17 protein-coding genes are annotated in these 17,801 nt (G+C 32.7%); 7 read left to right on the forward strand and 10 right to left on the reverse strand.

Annotated features, from left to right (window positions below):
* The 3 genes from HB672_RS14105 to mraZ are packed head-to-tail and all read right to left on the reverse strand — an operon-like array spanning nucleotide 1 to nucleotide 1,668.
* On the reverse strand, nucleotides 1-321 hold the full coding sequence (locus HB672_RS14105; RefSeq protein ID WP_167770151.1) for an FtsL-like putative cell division protein: 321 nt from the start codon (nucleotides 319-321) through the stop codon (nucleotides 1-3).
* On the reverse strand, nucleotides 321-1,217 hold the full coding sequence (gene rsmH / locus HB672_RS14110; protein ID WP_167770152.1) for a 16S rRNA (cytosine(1402)-N(4))-methyltransferase RsmH: 897 nt from the start codon (nucleotides 1,215-1,217) through the stop codon (nucleotides 321-323). Before rsmH ends, HB672_RS14105 begins: the two co-directional genes overlap by 1 nt.
* A complete protein-coding gene (gene mraZ / locus HB672_RS14115; RefSeq protein WP_167770153.1) occupies nucleotides 1,204-1,668 on the reverse strand; it encodes a division/cell wall cluster transcriptional repressor MraZ in 465 nt (154 codons plus the stop codon). Before mraZ ends, rsmH begins: the two co-directional genes overlap by 14 nt.
* A gap of 302 nt (nucleotides 1,669-1,970) precedes the next feature.
* On the opposite strand from mraZ, the gene HB672_RS14120 reads away from it, so the two are divergent.
* Together HB672_RS14120 and yihA are read left to right on the forward strand one after the other, a co-directional pair.
* On the forward strand, nucleotides 1,971-2,735 hold the full coding sequence (locus tag HB672_RS14120; RefSeq protein ID WP_167770154.1) for an alpha/beta hydrolase: 765 nt from the start codon (nucleotides 1,971-1,973) through the stop codon (nucleotides 2,733-2,735).
* Nucleotides 2,736-2,745: 10 nt separating this feature from the next.
* Entirely contained in the window at nucleotides 2,746-3,357 is a 612-nt protein-coding gene (yihA, locus tag HB672_RS14125) for a ribosome biogenesis GTP-binding protein YihA/YsxC (RefSeq protein WP_167770155.1), read from the forward strand.
* On the opposite strand, the gene pafA is transcribed toward yihA, so the two are convergent.
* On the reverse strand, nucleotides 3,354-5,021 hold the full coding sequence (gene pafA, locus HB672_RS14130) for an alkaline phosphatase PafA (RefSeq protein ID WP_167770156.1): 1,668 nt from the start codon (nucleotides 5,019-5,021) through the stop codon (nucleotides 3,354-3,356). The two genes, yihA and pafA, sit on opposite strands and share 4 nt — an antisense overlap.
* Nucleotides 5,022-5,128: 107 nt before the next feature.
* Here pafA and HB672_RS14135 point away from each other — a divergent pair, with 107 nt between their 5' ends.
* Nucleotides 5,129-5,866, forward strand: a complete 738-nt coding sequence (locus tag HB672_RS14135; RefSeq protein WP_167770157.1) for an ABC transporter permease — start codon at nucleotides 5,129-5,131, stop codon at nucleotides 5,864-5,866.
* Entirely contained in the window at nucleotides 5,866-6,633 is a 768-nt protein-coding gene (locus tag HB672_RS14140; protein WP_167770158.1) for an ATP-binding cassette domain-containing protein, read from the forward strand. The genes HB672_RS14135 and HB672_RS14140 overlap by 1 nt, the downstream gene beginning before the upstream one ends.
* Here the strand turns inward: HB672_RS14140 and HB672_RS14145 are convergent, their stop codons facing one another.
* From HB672_RS14145 to HB672_RS14155, 3 genes are read right to left on the reverse strand one after another with little or no spacing between them, the layout of a single operon-like run.
* Complete coding sequence (locus HB672_RS14145) at nucleotides 6,634-8,085, reverse strand: DUF389 domain-containing protein (RefSeq protein ID WP_167770159.1); 1,452 nt, start codon at nucleotides 8,083-8,085, stop codon at nucleotides 6,634-6,636.
* 2 nt (nucleotides 8,086-8,087) lie between these two features.
* Nucleotides 8,088-9,167: a mannose-1-phosphate guanylyltransferase gene (locus tag HB672_RS14150; RefSeq protein WP_167770160.1), complete on the reverse strand. Its 1,080-nt coding sequence runs from the start codon at nucleotides 9,165-9,167 to the stop codon at nucleotides 8,088-8,090.
* A gap of 3 nt (nucleotides 9,168-9,170) precedes the next feature.
* Complete coding sequence (locus tag HB672_RS14155) at nucleotides 9,171-9,767, reverse strand: SprT-like domain-containing protein (protein ID WP_167770215.1); 597 nt, start codon at nucleotides 9,765-9,767, stop codon at nucleotides 9,171-9,173.
* A gap of 84 nt (nucleotides 9,768-9,851) precedes the next feature.
* On the opposite strand from HB672_RS14155, the gene HB672_RS14160 reads away from it, so the two are divergent.
* From HB672_RS14160 to HB672_RS14170, 3 genes are read left to right on the forward strand one after another with little or no spacing between them, the layout of a single operon-like run.
* Nucleotides 9,852-11,027, forward strand: coding sequence for an MFS transporter (locus HB672_RS14160; protein WP_167770161.1), 1,176 nt, complete (start codon nucleotides 9,852-9,854; stop codon nucleotides 11,025-11,027).
* Complete coding sequence (locus HB672_RS14165) at nucleotides 11,020-12,108, forward strand: alanine racemase (protein WP_167770162.1); 1,089 nt, start codon at nucleotides 11,020-11,022, stop codon at nucleotides 12,106-12,108. Before HB672_RS14160 ends, HB672_RS14165 begins: the two co-directional genes overlap by 8 nt.
* Nucleotides 12,109-12,119: 11 nt before the next feature.
* Nucleotides 12,120-12,668: a nuclear transport factor 2 family protein gene (locus HB672_RS14170; protein ID WP_167770163.1), complete on the forward strand. Its 549-nt coding sequence runs from the start codon at nucleotides 12,120-12,122 to the stop codon at nucleotides 12,666-12,668.
* Nucleotides 12,669-12,700: 32 nt separating this feature from the next.
* Here the strand turns inward: HB672_RS14170 and HB672_RS14175 are convergent, their stop codons facing one another.
* The 3 genes from HB672_RS14175 to HB672_RS14185 form a co-directional block, all read right to left on the reverse strand.
* Nucleotides 12,701-15,937, reverse strand: coding sequence for a T9SS type B sorting domain-containing protein (locus HB672_RS14175; protein ID WP_167770164.1), 3,237 nt, complete (start codon nucleotides 15,935-15,937; stop codon nucleotides 12,701-12,703).
* Nucleotides 15,938-16,016: 79 nt separating this feature from the next.
* A complete protein-coding gene (locus HB672_RS14180) occupies nucleotides 16,017-16,700 on the reverse strand; it encodes an SDR family oxidoreductase (protein WP_167770165.1) in 684 nt (227 codons plus the stop codon).
* Nucleotides 16,693-17,646 carry a M28 family peptidase gene (locus HB672_RS14185; protein ID WP_167770166.1) on the reverse strand — a complete coding sequence of 318 codons (954 nt, stop codon included), beginning with the start codon at nucleotides 17,644-17,646 and terminating at the stop codon, nucleotides 16,693-16,695. The genes HB672_RS14180 and HB672_RS14185 overlap by 8 nt, the downstream gene beginning before the upstream one ends.
* Nucleotides 17,647-17,801: the final 155 nt, after the last annotated feature.

Genomic DNA, 17,801 nt, shown 5'->3' on the forward strand with positions numbered 1-17,801 from the left:
TTAATCTTGTGATTTAACTTTTATTTTTTTTGGTGGCTCTGTGGAAGGCAACACCTCTTTACTTGCTAATTTTTCTCTAATGTTTGATTCCATTTTCAACTCCATTAATATGGAGCGACCATCTATGAATGCCGAACGATACTCCTTTACCTCTTCACCAAGTCGTGCAATTTCATGTACTTTTCTATCTGCGCTATGCGAACTAGCAATCATTACAATGGCCAGAAATGAAAAAAAGATGATCATTCTCCAATTTTTAAAAGAATCATCACTTACTAAAAAAGTGCCTTTTAAAATGTTATAAAACTTCTTTTTTGCCATTATACTTTTTCTGCTATTCTAAGTTTTGCGCTTCTTGCTCTGTTATTTTTTTTTATTTCTTCTTGTGATGGAATAATAAGTTTCCCTATTCGCTTTAGAGGCACCTCAAAATTCCCAAATACGTCTTTCTCAGGCTCCCCCTCAAACATCCCACTTCTAATAAATCGCTTTACTAATCTATCTTCAAGCGAATGATAGGAGATAAAACTTAAACGTCCCTCTGGGTTCAATAATTCTGGAACTTGCGTTAAAAATTCCTTTAATGCTTCAATTTCCTGATTTACCTCTATCCTTATGGCTTGATAGATTTGAGCAAGAATCTTATTTTCTTTTCTTGGTGGTAAATACTTTTTCAATACACTTTTCAACTGCTCTGTTGTTTCGATTTGCCCCTCCTTTCTCTCTGCAACAATTGTCCTTGCTAAAGCTGGTGCTTGCCTAAGCTCTCCATACTCCCAGAACATTTTTCTTAAAGCCGCTTCATCATATTCATTAATCACATGAAATGCCGACAATTCATCTTGCTGATTCATTCGCATATCCAACTTCGCATCAAACCGAATTGAAAAACCACGATCAGCTTCATCAAATTGATGTGATGACACACCAAAATCGGCTAAAATACCATCCACTTTCTTTACGCCATGAAACCTCAGAAACCTCTTGAGGTATCTGAAGTTTTCATTTATAAGCGTAAATCTGCTATCAACTATTGTATTTAAAAGAGCGTCTTGATCTTGATCAAATGCAATTAACTTTCCTTTTTCACCCAAACGACTTAAAATCTCACGACTATGTCCTCCTCCTCCAAAAGTGACATCTACATAAACGCCATCTTCCTTAATATTTAAACCTTCTACTGTTTCCTTTAATAAAACCGGATTATGATATTCCATCTTCATCTTGCCCCATAACTTCTTCAGCTAAATCTGCAAAGTCCACAACGGCATCATCAATAGCTTTTTCATAATTTTCTTTATCCCAAATCTCAAGTATATTACCAACCGAAGACACCACAATGTTTTTTGACATACCAGCAAATGCAATTAAATCTTTTGCCACTAGTAATCTTCCAGAAGCATCTAACTCAATAAATTTTACACCTGCTGTAAAACGACGAATGAAATCGTTGTTCTTTTTCTTGAAACGATTTAGCTTATTTACTTTTTGCATCAAAGTTTCCCACTCGCTCATAGGATACAACTCCAAACAAGATTGAAACACTGCTCGCTTTAAAACAAAACCATCTTGCATTACCGAAGACAACTGCTTTTTAAAGGCAGAAGGCAGCATCAATCTCCCTTTAGAGTCGATTTTACATTCGTATGTTCCAATTAGTGAATTCAAGCGTTTACTATGGTATTTATATATAAGTTTCAAATCTAATAAAAAATTCTCCACTTTTTACCACTTTACCCCACTTTGTTGATAATTTTTTTTCAATCACCTTAAAATTCGATAGAATTAACAAACATCTCTCAACATAATTATTGAAAATCAATAAGTTATAAAATGTCAAAGTTTAATTAACATTAGTTATTTACTCACTAAATATTATCCTTTTTAGATATAGATAATGTCTATGCGCTATTCCATACTTTAAAATAAATTTATGTAGATTTGCCAAACAGAGAAACCACAACTATAACATGGCTCACACTTTAAAAAAAGAAGGGGACTACAGCTATATAGAAGCAGGAGAAGGTACACCAATTATCATCTTACATGGATTAATGGGAGGCTTAAGTAATTTTGATGGCGTTACTGATTTTTTTAGTAAAAATGGCTATAAAATTGTTATTCCAGAACTTCCTATTTACACCATGTCATTACTTAAGACAAATGTTAAAAGTTTTGCTAAATATTTAAAAGATTTTATTGAATTTAAAGGTTACGAACAAGTTATACTTCTAGGAAACTCTTTAGGCGGACATATTGGTTTGTATCACACAAAACTTTACCACGAAAAAGTAAAAGCTTTGGTTATTACTGGAAGCTCTGGCTTATATGAAAGCGCAATGGGTGGTGGTTATACCAAGCGAAGTGATTATGAGGTTATCAAGAAAAAAGCACAAGACGTTTTTTATGATCCTGCAGTTGCAACCAAAGAGATTGTAGATGAGGTTTATGCTACTGTTAACGACCGAAATAAGCTTATAAAAACCTTAGCTATTGCTAAAAGCGCCATAAGACATAATATGGCTAAAGACCTTCCTAAAATGCTTACACCAACATGCATTATTTGGGGTAAAAATGATAATGTGACACCACCAGAAGTTGCTGTAGAGTTCAATGATTTGTTACCAGACTCGGAACTGTTTTGGATAGATAAATGTGGGCATGCTGCAATGATGGAGCATCCTGACACTTTTAATGAAATTCTTTTTGATTGGTTAAAAAAAAGAAAGTTCTAAACTTTTTGAAATGCAAATAAAATCTGCCGAATTTGTCGTTAGCAACCAAGATGTTGCTAAATGTCCAAATAACAATATTCCCGAATATGCTTTTATTGGCAGAAGCAATGTTGGTAAGTCTTCTCTTATAAATATGCTTACTGATAGAAAAAGCTTAGCAAAAACATCTGGACGACCTGGAAAAACGCAGCTTATTAATCATTTTATTGTTAATGACAATTGGTATTTAGTTGATTTACCTGGTTATGGTTATGCTAGAGTGTCAAAATCAACCAAAAAAGTCTTTCAGAAGTTTATTACTGCATATTTTGAAAAACGCAAACAACTTGTTTCAGCATTTGTTTTGGTAGATATTCGCCATAAACCTCAACCAATAGATTTAGAGTTTATGCAATGGCTAGGAGAAAGCACAATTCCGTTTTCAATCATTTTTACAAAAGCAGACAAGTTGAAGCCTAAGGCTATTGAAAATCATATTGAAGATTATAAAAATATTCTTCTTGAAACATGGGAAGAAATGCCTAACTACTTTGTAACCTCGGCTTCTAAAAAAATTGGAAAAAACGCCCTTTTAGAATATATCGATTCTATAAATAAGGAAATAAACCAAAACAAAAATTAGTCTTGCACTAGAACTGATTGAATAGGCAAACCAATGTTTCCATTTGGAAAACTTATACCTAATAATGCAGATATTGTTGGTGCAATATCTACAATTCTAGTTCGCTTAACAGTACTTCCTTTGTTAATTCCATTTCCATAAAACAATAATGGTACATGAGTATCATAGCTCATTCCACTACCATGAGTTGAACCAGTAAGACTGTATGAAATTGTTGCAGGGTCGTAAACATAAATCACATCTCCTGAACGTTTTTGATTAAATCCATTTTGAAGTAATTTCTCAATTCCACTACTATACGATGTATTAGACATTGCATAAGCTGTATATGCCTTATCAATATTTCTATAATTAATAATCTCATTTACAATAGCATCCTGTACCTCATGTAAATCTAAACTGAGTTCTTTTACTTTTTCTCTATTTAAAAATACTTGATTATTGCTTACACTTTCAATTAATTCATCCGAATTATATTTTTCTTTTAAAAACGCTTCAAACCTAACTTTTGTTTGCGTTGAACTAATATATCCTGCAGGAATTTTTACACTTTTTAAATACGAAGGTACGTGAACCGCACCATGGTCTGCGGTTAAAAACACGGTGTAATTTCCTTTTCCAACTTTAGTGTCAAGTGCATTAAACAAACGCTCTAAATCTTTATCCAAACGAAGATATGTGTCTTGAACTTCTTTAGAGTTTACTCCAAAATTATGACCAACATAATCTGGACTAGAAAAACTCACTGCAAGCACATCTGTATTATTGTCTTTTCCTAATTGTTCGCCATCTATAGCAGCAATAGCAAAATCGGCCACAATACTATTTCCAAAAGGTGTAGACTTGAGTATATCGAAGCCACCATTTTCGGCACTTAAAGCTTTTAAATCATAAGGAAATGTTGCAGATTCCTTTCCTTTAAATCCACCTTCAAAATCATTTAAATCACTACCGCTTTCAACATAAGTTGAAATATCATAAAGTGTATTCCACTCTTTCATATACTTTGAAACACTATTACTTTCATTATATGTTTTTACCCAATTTGGTAAGTCAGTCATATAAAACGTACTAGATATAAAATTACCTTCTAATTTTCCTTGAAACCAATATGCAGCATTAGCCGTATGTCCTGCTGGTAATATTGCACCTCTGTCCTTGATAGAAATTCCAATAGATTTCCCTCTCATTTGCGTAAACAATCTATTTTCATCTGCAAAAGTGGTCGTTTTCATTCTTTGCGGTGACATTTGTCCAGATGTATCTTCAGTTCCAACTGAAGCAACGGCATCATCACCTGCACAATACACATACTTTTTACTTACTTTATCATACCAACTATTAGAAATTACTCCATGATATTTAGGTGTAGTTCCTGTATAAATTGACGCATGCCCAGGGCCTGTATAGGTTGGCACATAGTTATAATGATTGTTCTTGCAATTAAACCCATCATTAACCATTCTCATAAAACCACCTTGCCCAAATCGTTCCTGGAATCTAGTTAAATATTCATAACGCATTTGGTCAACTACAATACCTACTACAAGCTTAGTCTTTACATTTTCAGTGGTTGTTTTCTCAAGCTGAGTAGTTTGTTTTTGAGCCACACATGAAAAACTAAATACAACACTTATAATAAATAACAAGAAATTCTTCACCATAATTAATTTTAATCTTATATATCAAAAATACGTTTTTTAATAATTCTTATGTTGTTTAGACGTTAAATAATATTGTATTTTTTACTTTAGCGGTAACAAAATTAAATATGACATATCTTAACAATATTGGTCTTTATTTTTTAATGATAAAGGAAATGTTTCGTAAGCCAACAAAGTGGTCGGTTATGAAAGGTTTAATTTTAAAAGACATTGACGATCTTGTTATTGGCTCATTAGGTATTGTTGCATTTATATCATTTTTTGTTGGTGGTGTAATTACAATTCAAACAGCGCTAAATATTACTAACCCTTTAATTCCAAAGTATTTAGTAGGTTTTGCTACCAGACAATCCGTTATTTTAGAGTTCGCACCAACATTTACCTCTATTATTATGGCTGGAAAAGTCGGCTCGTTTATAACATCAAGCATAGGAACAATGCGAGTTACAGAGCAGATTGATGCGCTTGAGGTTATGGGGATTAATTCGTTAAACTATTTGGTTTTCCCAAAAGCAGTTGCCATGATGCTATACCCTTTCGCTATTGCTATAGGTATGTTTCTTGGCATTCTAGGAGGAATGGCTGCTTGCGTTTACGGAGGCTATACAACTCTGGAGGATTACATAACTGGTATACAAATGGATTTTGATGGTTTTCACATGACCTATTCATTTCTAAAAACTTTTGTGTTTGCATTTATTCTAGCAACAATCCCTTCATTTCATGGGTATTACATGAAAGGTGGCGCTTTAGAGGTTGGAAAGGCAAGTACCACATCGTTTGTTTGGACAAGTGTTGTGATTATTTTAATAAATTATATACTAACTGATATGCTCTTAGGGTAATGATAGAAGTAAAAGGCTTACATAAATCGTTTGGTGATGCGCATATTTTAAAAGGTATAGATGCGTATTTCGAAAAAGGAGAAACTAGTTTGGTTATTGGGCAAAGTGGCTCTGGAAAAACAGTATTTATAAAGTGTCTTTTAGGTTTATTCCCTTATGATGAAGGCACTATCTCGTATGATGGGAAAATTTATTCAGAATTATCTGAAGACCAAAAAAGGGACTTAAGAGCAGAGATAGGCATGGTATTTCAAGGTAGTGCTTTATTTGACTCTATGACCATACAAGAGAATGTGATGTTTCCATTGCGCATGTTTACTAAAATGAGCAAAAGCGAAATGGAAGATCGAGTTGACGTGGTTTTAAAACGTGTAAATTTAGATGATGCGCATCACAAAATGCCTAGTGAAGCATCTGGTGGTATGCAAAAACGAGTTGCAATTGCTAGAGCTATTGTAAACAACCCTAAATACTTATTTTGTGATGAACCCAACTCAGGTTTAGATCCAAAAACAGCTATAGTTATTGATAATCTTATTCAAGAGATTACAGATGAGTACCAAATAGTCACTGTAATTAACTCTCACGACATGAATTCTGTTATGGAGATAGGTGAGAAAATTGTATTTTTACAACATGGTTATAAAGAATGGGAAGGCTCTAAAAACACCATCTTTAAAACCGATAACAAAGCTGTAACCGATTTCGTCTATTCTTCGGAATTATTTAAAAAAGTGCGTAAAATGTATCTTGAAGAGAAGCAGTAATTAGTCTCTTTTTATAATTACATTATCAATCTTCAGCTCTTGTTTTAACCAATTACTAAGTTCAACTTCTTTAACAGTCATAATACTATCGGTAAGTGATGTATTCCATTTAACATTTGCAATAGCTATGGTATCGGCTTTTCTAAAATCAGACGAAGCAAGCATCTTAGCATATCCAAAATATTGCAAATCGGTAAATTGAATTTTAGCATCTTTTGCTAAAGATGTAAAGTCGTTAGCATCAAGAATATTACTCTTTTTTGCAAAATACGCCTTGACACTATCTAATTCTTTTTGCTTTTCAAACAATAGACTATCGCGTTGTTCAATGTTAACTAGTGATTTGTCATATAAATCCATTAAACGTTCAGCACTTACATTTTTATTTCCATTAATAACAAGGTCAAAATCTTTAATATTACTATACTTATTTAGCTCATTTCGCAAATCAGACTCTGTAGCTTCTGTTATTTCACCATTGAAATACAATGTGATTCTATTATTATCTGGATCGAGCTTTTCACGTTGTAACCACAGTGATTCGTTAGAATCTATTTCATTAGCAATAAATTGTTTATAATCATTTTCCCGCTTACTTTCTCCCCAAACATTATAAAATGTCCATCCTGCAGGAATCATAGCAATAAGCGCCAATAAACCCGCGAGTTTAGCAATTCTTCTTCTTTTGGCAGAATTTGCATAACGCAACATTGGAAAACGCAATAGTTTTAAAACCAAAAATGTTGCTAAGGCTATAAATACTGTATTGATACTAAAAAGATACATTGCCCCTCCAAAATAGCTCCAGTTTCCTTTAGCCAATCCGTATCCAGCTGTACATAATGGTGGCATTAAGGCTGTTGCTATAGCCACACCAAAAATTACTGAAGCGATAGTTCCTTTTTTGGTTCTAGCAATAATTAATGCTAAACCTCCAAAAAATGCAATTAGTACATCTCGAATATCTGGTCGTGTCCTTCCTAATAGCTCTGAAGTGTCTTCGCTAAGTGGGAATAGCCAGAAAAACAAAAATGCAGTCAATAAACTTAACACTATCATGACTGCTAAATTGATAAGCGATTTACGAAGTGTATCAATATCATTAATAGCAATAGACATTCCAACACCCAATATTGGACCCATTAAAGGTGAAATTAACATGGCTCCAATAACCACAGCAGTGGAGTTTGCATTAAGTCCAACAGATGCTACCATAATAGAACATATCAAAATCCAAGCAGTTGCACCCTTAAAGGGTATATCCGCTTTTATAGCATCTATGGTTGCATCGCGATCTGTGTCTTTTCTAAAGCTAAAAATTTCAAACAAAAATTGCTTTGAGTTACTAACTAAACCTTTAGCATCTTTTACAATGGCTTCTTTTTGTTCTTCTACGACTTTTTGTTGTCCTTGAGATTCATCATCAGTAAAATTAAACTTATTTTCTTCCATACTTACACGTACTTATTACCAAATTTATCACTAACGCTTTTTCGTAAATCTTTAATCTCTTGCTCTTTATCTTTTGGAAAGATAAGCAAAACTTCGTCTTTATCGACTATTATAAAATCCTTTAAGTCTTCTATAACTACAATTTTTTCTTTTTCTGAATATATCATATTTCCAGAAGCTTCTTTACTTAACACGTTTGCATTTACTACTGCGTTTTTTCTTTTTCCTTCATCAATTTTATCATATAAACTTCCCCAAGTCCCAAGGTCATTCCAATCAAACGTTGCTGGCAACACATATACATTATTGCTTTTTTCCATAATAGCGTAATCGACAGATATATTTTCGGCTTTACCGTAATTATCTCTTACAAAATCATCTTCAAAATCGGTGTTATACACATCAATTCCTTTTTCAAATAAGTTAAATAATTCTGGTTGGTTATTTTGAAAAGCTTCCACTACACTATTGACGCTCCACATAAAAATTCCTGCATTCCACAAAAAATTCCCTTGTTCTAAGAAAGATTTTGCTGTTTCGTAATCTGGTTTTTCTCTAAATTGATTAACGCTTTTTATTTCTTCATTTGAAGATTTATCAAACTCGATATAACCATAGCCAGTATTAGGAAAGGTTGGCTTTATACCTAGAGTCATCAATGCGTTTTTAGCAGCACAAAAATCAAAAGCTTGCTGTACGTTTTCGGTAAAAGCTGCTTCATCTTCAATCCAATGGTCACTTGGCGCAACGATCATTACTGCATCTGGATTTTCCTTTTGTATTTTTAAAGCCGCGAACAAAATACAAGGCGCAGTATTGCGCATTGCAGGCTCCAACACCACTTGTCGTTTAGTCACTTTTGGTAATTGCTGAAACACTAAATCGTTATAACGTTCGTTGGTAAGAATAAAGATATTTTCTTCAGGAATGATATTAGATAAGCGACTAAAGGTCTTTTGAATTAAGGTTTCTCCTGTTCCTAACATATCGTGAAACTGTTTAGGAAATTCTTGGGTACTTACAGGCCAAAATCGCGACCCTACTCCTCCTGCCATTAAAATGGCGTAATTGTTTTTGTTCATCTATTAATCTAATAATTCAACTTCTGCATTCGGATTGAAAAGATACAACTTTCCTGTATTAACCTCAACACATTCAAAACGTTTTATACGCTTATTCCCTTTTTTAAAAACTCGTTTATTGTGCAATTTAAATTTACTCCCATAAGGCACTTCGAAAATATAGGTTTTTCCATTTGGTTCATCATATTGTTTTAATGCCAACGCTAAAATAGCATCACTATCACTACTAGCTTTTGGATTCTTAAAATGCTTTGCTAAAAGCGGTAATAAACTGTTTGGGAAAATATTAGGGTTTAAAAAAGGTAACATTATATGCTGAAATATATATTTCCATTCTTCGCCATGTGGTTTTATATCTCTTCCATACTCTTTGTACGTTTCAAAATGTGCTATTTCATGTAATAACGTAATTAAAAACCTATACTCATTTAAATTTGAGTTAACCGTAATTTGATGCTGACCATTCAATAACCGCTTGTAATCGCCATGTCGAGTTTTGCGTTCACTTTTTATTTTGACAACCAAATTGTCATGTTCCAACAAACTAAGAGTCTTGGGTAACGCTGCATCTGGAATGTAATCTTTTAATTTGTTTCGCATCACGACAAAAATAAAAGTTTAAATTGCTCTAGCATAATAAAACAGCTATTTTAGTAAACGTTAAGACCTATCTATACACAACAGATGAAATCAAAAATAATTCTTCCAATAATTGTATTTTCACAATTTTGTTGCACCTCATTATGGTTTGCTGGAAATGGTGTTATGGCAGATTTGATTTCGACGTTTAATTTAAACGAAAGTGCTTTGGGGCACATTACTTCTGCTGTCCAATTTGGATTTATTAGTGGTACATTGGTTTTTGCTTTATTAACTATATCTGATAGGTTTTCACCATCTAAAGTTTTCTTTTTTTGTGCTTTAATTGCAGCTCTTTTCAATTTAGGGGCCATCCTTGAAAACAACTCATTTTTCTCTTTATTCATTCTTAAATATTTTACTGGTTTTTTCCTCGCTGGTATTTATCCTGTTGGCATGAAAATAGCAGCAGATTTCTATGATAAAGGTTTAGGGAAATCGCTTGGGTTTTTGGTTGGCGCATTGGTTGTTGGGACTGCCTTCCCTCATTTATTAAAAGGATACTCCTTTGGGTTTTCGTGGCAATATATTATAGTTTTTATTTCGATCTTAGCACTATTTGGAGGTCTACTTATGTTGTTATTTGTTCCAAACGGACCTTATAGAAAGGCAAGTCAGAAATTAAAACTAAATGCATGGTTAAAAAACTTTAAAGACTCAAAATTTAGGTCAGCAGCTTTTGGGTATTTTGGGCACATGTGGGAACTATATACGTTTTGGGCATTTGTTCCTGTGATATTAAGTCTTTATAAAGAAAATAATCTTGAATCTACTTTAAATATTCCACTTTGGTCCTTTATAATTATTGGAGTTGGAGGATTATCTTGTGTTGTTAGTGGTTATTTATCTTCCATTTTTAAAACTAAAAAAGTAGCATTTACCGCTTTATTATTATCATGTCTTTGCTGTTTGATATCGCCATTTATTTTTTTAACCAATTCAGAATCTATTCTACTCAGTTTTTTGGTTTTTTGGGGAATGGTAGTCATTGCAGACTCCCCTTTGTTTTCAACTTTAATAGCACAAAATGCGATTCCAAAATATAAAGGCACTGCCTTAACCATAGTGAACTGTATTGGGTTTGCCATTACAATTATTAGCATTCAGTTATTAAATTACTTACATTTAAAATATAATTCAAGTTTCCTATATATGATACTAGTCATAGGTCCAATTTTAGGTCTTATAGCTTTATCTAGAAAACCAATAACACATGATTAGCAAACCCACTTTATTACTCGATGAAACAAAATGCAAAGCCAATATTGCATTTATGTCTGAACGTGCCAAACGATTTAATCTTGAATTGCGACCACATTTTAAAACACATCAATCCTTAGAAATTGGTAGATGGTTTAAAGATGCTGGCGTTTCTAAAATCACAGCTTCCTCATTAGATATGGCTAACTATTTTGCTGAAGAATGGAATGATATCACTGTAGCATTTCCTATAAATATTTTAGAAATAGATACCATTAATGATTTAGCAAGTAGAGTTACCTTAAATGTTTTAATAGAGTCTAAAACAAGTTTAGAATTTCTAAAAATCCATTTACAACATCCTATTAATTTTTACATCAAAATAAACATTGGCAACAATAGAGCTGGATTATTGCACTATGATACCGAAAGTATTGATGCACTATTAGAAATTTCAAAGAACAGTGATAAACTGAATTTTATTGGATTTTTAGGTCATGCTGGACAAACCTATAAATGCAGAAGTAAAGCAGATATTATTAGAGTTCATGAAGAAGCCAAAAAGAAATTGGTAATCTTAAAAAATCAATATAAAACAAGCTATCCTGATATTATTGCTAGCTATGGAGACACCCCTAGTTGCAGTGTTGCTGAAAACTTTGAAGGCATAGACGAAATCCGTCCAGGAAATTACGCATTTTACGATATGATGCAAATACAAATTGGCTCTTGTAATGTCAATGATATTGCTGTGGCTATAGAGTGTCCTATTGTTGCTATCCATCCAAAACAGAGTGAATTAGTTATATATGGCGGTGGCATACACTTGTCAAAAGACCGAATGGAGGATGATACTTTTGGAACTATTTATGGAAATGTTGCACAAAAATCTAGCAATGGTTGGAATGAGCTTATAGCAAATACATATGTTCGTGCCATTTCGCAAGAACATGGCATTGTTAAAGTACCTAAAAGTGATTTAAAAAATTATAAAGTTGGTGACACACTTTTAGTATTACCAGTACATAGTTGTATGACAGCCGATTTGATGAAAAAATACCAAACTTTAGAAGGAAAAAACATAAATATGTTAACCTATTAAAACTAATAATTATGAAAAAAATAGTATTCTTTACAGTACTTTTATCAATAAATGCAACTGGAATTACGCATTGTGACAACCATCTAAATAATTTGACAAAAAGTATAGATGTTGCAAAAGACTCAACGCGATTAGCTGAACTTAACAACTATTGGAAAGAATTATCTAGAACAGTACGTGAAGGTGATTTTGAAGGTTACAAAGCTACTTATCATGAGGATGCTGTGGTTATTTTTGCTACTGGTGAAAATAAAATGTCAACTGCTATAGCATCAGCATTAGATGGTTGGAAACAAGGATTTATAGATACAAAATCTGGGGAAGTGAAAAGTGATGTAAACTTCCGTTTGTCACAAAGAATAGGCGATGCGACTACAGTACATGAAACAGGCATTTTTCATTATACGTCTATTAATAGTGATTGTAAAGAATTAGCAAATCAATTAATTCATTTTGAAATGCTATTAGTAAATAAAAATGGCAAATGGCTTGCTGTTATGGAATATCAAAAATCTGTTGCTAACCAAGAGGAATGGAATGTTATGGAAAAATTAGAGTGAAATTATTTTTATAGAAAAACAAGGAATTTCTTTTAACGTTTAAGGGTGAAATGTCCTTTAAATTGCTTTGTATTATCTAGATTAGCGGTAAACCAATAATCAGATGACGGTAACAGCTCACCATTAAAAGTACCATCCCAACCATTAGAATTAGAAGAGAGTTGTTTTAAAAGTTTTCCATACCTGTCATAGATAAAAACTTGAATATTATTGAAATTATCAACGCCTCTAATTTGCCAATAATCATTAATACCGTCATTATTAGGTGTGAAAAATTTGGGGTAATCTATAATGACAACATTTTCTTGGTCTCCTCCGCAGCCGTACTTATCCCTTACATATACCGTATAGATGCCTCCTAAAACACTATTAAATGTATTACTATCTTGATATCTAACACCATCAATAGAGTACTCAAAATCGCCATCGCCCGAAGCTATAATTTTGATATAGTTATTGTTTGAGAGTTCTTGAATCTCAACATTTTCAATATTTGGCAATACCGACCTAATTAATTCAAAATTATAAGTGTTTTCACATTCAATTCCATTACTGATTTCGGTCACTCTTAAACTATAATTTCCAGCGTCAATTAAATTAGTTTCAAAATTGTTAGAAACAATCGTTCCATCTTGATATTTCCATTCCCAAGAGTTTAAGTTTTGATTTACTGAAATTGGCAAACTAGGCTCAAGATTACACAAAAAATAACTTTCTTCAAGAGTTACTTCTGGAAGCGCGTTTACTATAAGATTAAAACTTGTTTCCGTGAAACACATTGTACTTAAAACGTTTTCAACTTTTACAGTTATAGTTTCATTCCACGCTTGAGAATTTCTATAATTAGATGAAATTGAACCAGTTATTTCATTACCGGTTGAATCAAAATAATACACGTTTAAGTTATTTTGATTACCAATGATTTCATTTTCTAAACCACTCAAATCAAACGTTGAAATTCCGTTGCCATAATCACAAGCATATTTATCCAGAGGAGTGTTTATGTTTGGTTTTTCGGAAGTAGTTAATCTTAATTGCGTTTCAGAAAAACATTGTGTAATAGTATTGGTAACCCTTACAGTTAAAACTTCTTGATTTGGCACTGCGTTTGTATAAGGGTTTGGTAGCGGATTTGATAATATGTTTCTATTTGCATCATAATAACTTACTTCCATTCCTGTTTGATTTCCTAACACTGTACTTTCTACATCTGTTAGGTCAAAGTACTCAGAAATGCCATCAGAATTATCATCACATCCAATGATATCTTCTAATGGGTAAGCAATAGGCAAAGTGTTAACTATTAGTTTAAATGTGATTTCATTATAACAATTAACTAAATTATCATAAAGTCTTAAGTTAATTGTTTCTTCATTAATAATTTGATTTTCAACAGCAGCAAGATTACCTATTATTTGTGTACCATTTTCATAGTAAAACTCTACACTTGTATTTGCGTTGTTAACGACAATATCATTTTCAATAACACTAAGGTCAAATAAAGCAAAACCATCTGTATCATCATCGCACTCTTCCAAGTTATTAATACTTGAAACATCTGGTAATGGATTTACTATTAAATCGAATGTTATTTCAGAGTAACAACATAATTCATCATTTCTAGCAATTCTCACGGTAATCGTTTCTCTATCCTTTACAGTATTTGTAAATGGATTAGGTAACACATTATATTCATTACCACTACCATCTATAAACGTTACCGTTTTATTGGTTTGTCCACCTAAAACTTGCGACAAAACATTAGACGTATCAAAAGTTGACGAAAAACCTGTATCAAAATCATCTTCGCAAGCCATTAAATTATTTATTCCATAAGCATTGGGAGGTTCTTTTACTTGAATGGTTTCTGTTAAAACCTCAACTGTTCCAGTATTTGCTGTAACAGTTGCAGTAACAGTATAAGTACCATCAGAAGAAAAATCGTGAAACGGAGATAAATCTGTGGACGTATTATCTACTCCAGAAGCAGGGTCTCCAAAATCCCAAACTACTTGAGATGCATTATTTGTATCACTAACACTAAACTCCTTTAAAAATTCGGAGCAAATGTTTGAAATATTCATTTCAAAGTTGTTGGTGACGTGATTAACGTTTCCTGTTACATTTATGTAAAAATTTGTGTCTGGACGACCTAAATCACTAGTTTTTGTATAAGTCATAGGTGGACAACCCCCATTACTTGATCGAAACCACGAATCATCATTAAATTGATTAGTTCCTGCTGTAAATGCGATTGCACTATGGCTACCATGTAACTGGAAAACCTCAACAAGGATTTTGTCTATATTTGCTGGCACAACGATTGGTGTATCAAAATCAACATTAATAATCTGTGGGTTTGAACCAAAATTATAAATACGAACAATTTGACTAGAACCTATTAAATCTGTGTCGGAAAATGTAGCTGGAAAATTATCATCTATACTATAAATTTTAAATTGGATATTCACATCTCCAGAACCAACCTCCGCTAAGGCTATTTGTCCAGATTCAATTATATACTCCTCATTATTACTTATTCCAAAATCATCTAAAGTATACGTTCTTCCCCAATTGATACCTCCCGAACTACAAGCATACATCTGGTTTTCTCTTAAATCATCACATAAATTATGAGTTAATGTTGCTTTTGACCCATAACTAGAAGCATTAAATTTTTCTCCCGTAACATATATAAAAAAGTTTGCATCTGGAACTGGGTTATCAAGTTCAGTTGTTGGAGTATGAGAGTAATATTGACTACACCCTAAATACCATGAAATATCATTATCGTATTGAGTGCCAGCAATATAAGCAGTTGAAGGTGTTGGATTGTAAAAACCCCTATCATACTTATTTACACGCACTAATATCTTTTCCACATTTACAGGGACAACAATTGGTCTATTAAAATCTACGTTAATAATTTCAGGAACGCCATTAATAACAGGTATCTCAACTCCTTGGCTCCCTCCTAAAAATTTAGGATCGGAATTTGGAAAATCAGAATCAATACTGAAAATACCAAAACTTAAATTAGCTCCGCCATAAGATCGACTAATTGCAACTTGCCCAGATCTAATAATAAATTGTTCGTTAGTTGTTATTCCAAAATCAGATAAGGTAAAAGTTCTTCCCCAGTATTCATCATCCTCACATGAAGTAATATCAGTAACAACAGGTACATTACCAACATTATGAGTTAGAGTAATTTGGGCATTAACCGAAGTAAATAAAAAGAAAAATAGTAGGGCGATAAAATTCTTCATGTCGCTAATATAGAAAATACCTACAATATGGATTTATTCATAAGTTAAAAAGCACTAAATTAAGTTAAAAGTCAAAACATCAAGGTGTCGAATTAGACACTTGCAATAATTTTCCATTATAGTATTTGTGACCATTTAAGGAAAAATTATAAATATAATTAGCCATCTCTAAAGCGGTAGTTGGTGCTTTGTACCCTGGAAAGGCTTCTTCTAACATTTCTGTTTGTACGGCTCCAAGTGCCAATACATTAAAAGATATTCCTGATTCTTTATATTCTTCGGCAAGTAACTCTGTTAACGTAATTACAGCGCCTTTACTAGAACTATAAGCGGCTAAACCAGGGAATTTCATACTACCTTGTACACCTCCCATCGAACTGATAGTCACTACATGACTATTAGCTTTCATAAATGGCAAGACAATTCTAGTTAATTCAGCAACCCCAAATACATTGGTTTTATAAATGTATTCAAAATCATCAAAAGTCGTTTCAGCAAACGGTTTATTCAATAAAGCTCCTGCATTATTAATTAAAACATCTACTTGCTGCCAATTTTCTTTAACGAAACTGCTTACTTTTTTATAGGAAACTTCATTACTAAGGTCAAAAGACCAAGTGGTAACATTTTTTAAACCTAAATCGTTAACTGGTTTTTCGTTTCTAGATAATGCCAAAACATTATGTCCTTGGGCTGCAAATAATTGTACCAACTCAAAACCAATACCTCGACTAGTACCTGTTATGATGATGTTTTTACTCATCGTTCATTTTTATTTCTTGTGTTGGTGCATTAATCATACCTTCCATAGCTGGAAACAAATTGTTAATTGTACTTGCCATGTGGTTGTAATCCATAATATCTGCTTCATCATCCACATGGTGATAAAAGTCGAAATTAGTTAAATCGCAAGATGAAATAGTTTGTGCTGCTATTTTAAAATGTTCATAAAATGCATAGTTATCCGAGCGCTTAAATAAATTAAATTTTGCAGCTTCATCAGATTTTCCAACTAGTTTATTTCCTGCATATTTGTTTAACACCTCAGCCATATTAGACAAATCGTAACCTGTTGCAAACACTTGATAATCCCTGTCAGGAAAAGGAACACCTAACATCTCAAAGTTTACCATTGTATACAATTTTAAATTTTCATTCTTTAAACGTTCAGCTAATTGCTTTGCACCTCTTAAACCCATTTCTTCTCCAGAAAATAAGGCAAACATAATGCTACGTTTATTATTCTTTTTAGCTGCAAAATATTTTGCCATAGCTATTACCGTAGATGTCCCTGAAGCGTTATCGTTAGCACCATTACCAATAGAGTCGCCCTCAACCGGTTTTGCCCTTCTACCAATATGGTCGTAATGCGCACCAATAATCACTACCTCATCTTTTAATTTAGGGTCACTACCTTCTATAAATCCAACCACATTAAAAGCATCCAAACTGTCTATTTTAAAATTGTCTCGATAGGTATCAAAATATGGCTTTACACCATAATCTTTGAATTTAGTTTCTATATAAGTAGCCGCTTTTTCTATACCTACAGAGCCTGTATTTCGTCCTTCCAATTCATCAGATGCCAAGAAATAAACAATATCTTTGATATAATCACTTGTGACCGTGATTGATTGTGTTTCTTCTTTCTTTTTACAACCAACAATAAAGGTTAACAACAACAAGGCAATAATAGTAATACGTTTCATAAGTGTTTTTTAATTTAAGGCTTAAAGATAATAAAATAGTTAAGCTTTAAATCATGTGTCTTACTGTAAATTATTGCTTTAACACTTAATCTGTACGCTTATTTTTCTAGTTTAATTTCTTAAAAATCACTAACTTGTAGAAAGCTATATCTTTC

Source organism: Gaetbulibacter sp. S0825, assembly GCF_011777505.1.
Lineage (GTDB): Bacteria > Bacteroidota > Bacteroidia > Flavobacteriales > Flavobacteriaceae > Pontimicrobium.

Excerpts from the sequence above, each read along its gene's own strand:
- HB672_RS14105 (WP_167770151.1), bottom strand. The coding sequence starts at position 321 with ATGGCAAAAAAGAAGTTTTATAACATTTTAAAAGGCACTTTTTTAGTA.
- HB672_RS14155 (WP_167770215.1), bottom strand. The coding sequence starts at position 9,767 with ATGCGAAACAAATTAAAAGATTACATTCCAGATGCAGCGTTACCCAAG.
- HB672_RS14175 (WP_167770164.1), bottom strand. The coding sequence starts at position 15,937 with ATGAAGAATTTTATCGCCCTACTATTTTTCTTTTTATTTACTTCGGTT.
- HB672_RS14165 (WP_167770162.1), top strand. The coding sequence starts at position 11,020 with ATGATTAGCAAACCCACTTTATTACTCGATGAAACAAAATGCAAAGCC.
- HB672_RS14120 (WP_167770154.1), top strand. The coding sequence starts at position 1,971 with ATGGCTCACACTTTAAAAAAAGAAGGGGACTACAGCTATATAGAAGCA.
- HB672_RS14145 (WP_167770159.1), bottom strand. The coding sequence starts at position 8,085 with ATGGAAGAAAATAAGTTTAATTTTACTGATGATGAATCTCAAGGACAA.
- rsmH (WP_167770152.1), bottom strand. The coding sequence starts at position 1,217 with ATGGAATATCATAATCCGGTTTTATTAAAGGAAACAGTAGAAGGTTTA.
- HB672_RS14180 (WP_167770165.1), bottom strand. The coding sequence starts at position 16,700 with ATGAGTAAAAACATCATCATAACAGGTACTAGTCGAGGTATTGGTTTT.
- HB672_RS14160 (WP_167770161.1), top strand. The coding sequence starts at position 9,852 with ATGAAATCAAAAATAATTCTTCCAATAATTGTATTTTCACAATTTTGT.
- yihA (WP_167770155.1), top strand. The coding sequence starts at position 2,746 with ATGCAAATAAAATCTGCCGAATTTGTCGTTAGCAACCAAGATGTTGCT.
- HB672_RS14140 (WP_167770158.1), top strand. The coding sequence starts at position 5,866 with ATGATAGAAGTAAAAGGCTTACATAAATCGTTTGGTGATGCGCATATT.
- HB672_RS14135 (WP_167770157.1), top strand. The coding sequence starts at position 5,129 with ATGACATATCTTAACAATATTGGTCTTTATTTTTTAATGATAAAGGAA.
- HB672_RS14185 (WP_167770166.1), bottom strand. The coding sequence starts at position 17,646 with ATGAAACGTATTACTATTATTGCCTTGTTGTTGTTAACCTTTATTGTT.
- HB672_RS14150 (WP_167770160.1), bottom strand. The coding sequence starts at position 9,167 with ATGAACAAAAACAATTACGCCATTTTAATGGCAGGAGGAGTAGGGTCG.
- HB672_RS14170 (WP_167770163.1), top strand. The coding sequence starts at position 12,120 with ATGAAAAAAATAGTATTCTTTACAGTACTTTTATCAATAAATGCAACT.
- pafA (WP_167770156.1), bottom strand. The coding sequence starts at position 5,021 with ATGGTGAAGAATTTCTTGTTATTTATTATAAGTGTTGTATTTAGTTTT.